The organism is Chryseobacterium sp. DZ-32 (assembly GCF_059587025.1).
In genome coordinates this window covers 1-1,306 of the sequence record NZ_JCAIOM010000044.1, presented here as the reverse complement: position 1 = coordinate 1,306, position 1,306 = coordinate 1, and the positions used below count along the sequence as shown (strand labels likewise).

At 34.7% G+C, this 1,306-nt stretch carries 1 protein-coding gene; it reads right to left on the bottom strand.

Features of this window, described 5'->3' with window-relative positions; translation table 11 throughout:
- Positions 1-20: 20 nt before the first annotated feature.
- Positions 21-1,085 carry an IS110 family RNA-guided transposase gene (locus AC59HC_RS22965; RefSeq protein WP_227944447.1) on the bottom strand — a complete coding sequence of 355 codons (1,065 nt, stop codon included), beginning with the start codon at positions 1,083-1,085 and terminating at the stop codon, positions 21-23.
- Positions 1,086-1,306: the final 221 nt, after the last annotated feature.

Below are 1,306 nucleotides of genomic sequence, written 5' to 3'. Positions count from 1 at the left end.
TATTTTTTATACATTTATATTTATAAAAGCGACCTTGAGTTAGCTTGCGTAGGGTGAACGTCTTTGATTTTTACCCTACTTTCTTCAAAATCTATCTGGTAAAAAGTTTTATTTTTAAATAAAATATACATCAGTTCCAAGAGTTTTCTTTGTACAGCAACCAATCCCTTCATTTTAATTCCTGTTTTTTCTGTAATTCTTTGAAACAAATCCTGATGGTTTTTATTCATTTTGACGGCTGTCATGGCAGGAAAATGTAATGTTTTTCGAATATTTTTATTTCCTTTCTTACTAATTCTTGGCTTACCTTTTATTGATGTTCCGGACTGTTTCTCGCGGATATCTAATCCTGCATAACTTACCAGTTGTTTTTTATTTCTGATTAGCTCAAAACCATTGGTTTCAGCTAAAACAGCAATTGCCGTTGATTTTCCAATACCCGGAATACTGCTCAACAGATTAACTCCCCTGGTAGCCTCAGGACTTTTCTTTACCTGTGCAAGCATATCCTCATTAATTTCTTTCTCCTGTTTTTTCAATAGCGAAATACGCTCGGTCAGCCGTTTTATGGTTCTTGAATTCGGAAGAGCTTGAGTCTTTTCAGCATGCAGCTGATTCATACACCTTACCCTTTCCTGAATAACCTGGTTTTTCTCGCGGCTTAGCTGCTGAAGTTCTTTATACACAAGGTTTGCGGGTTGCCATAATTCTAGTTTTCTGCTTAAACCAAACTGTGTAATAGCTATGGAACAGCTTTTATCGGTAATGGTTTTGATATCCAGAGTCCTGATGAAATTACTGATCTTATTAGGTAGCACAATGACTGTTTTTTCTTCCTTTGCATAAAGAAAATGAGCAAATCTTTCATGATACACCCCCGTAGCCTCCATGACAAAAATAACCTCTATATTAAGTGTCTTTTTGCTGTACACCCATTTAAGAAGTGATTCAAAGCCTTTTTCGCTGTTGCTAAAAACTTTATAATCTTTGATTTCTGTACTTAGATCTTCCATTAATTTGCCAAAACTTGCCACCAGTTCATCTTTGGCTACATCTATTCCTACAACCTGTTTTAATGCACTCATATTTTTATCTTTAAATAAAAGCAAGTCTTCCTTCGTTTTGTCTCCTGATTATTATCCAAGATATCTTTTTCGATCCTTTAAATTCTGTTCAAACTCTAAAAGGAATAAAGAAGTGAGGACATTTCTAAAGCACAATATACTTCCTGAGTTATTTAGCCAAAACTGTTCTCTCACCCCTTTTGCTTTGTATGTAAATTTATTCTTTTGCAAACATAGGAGCC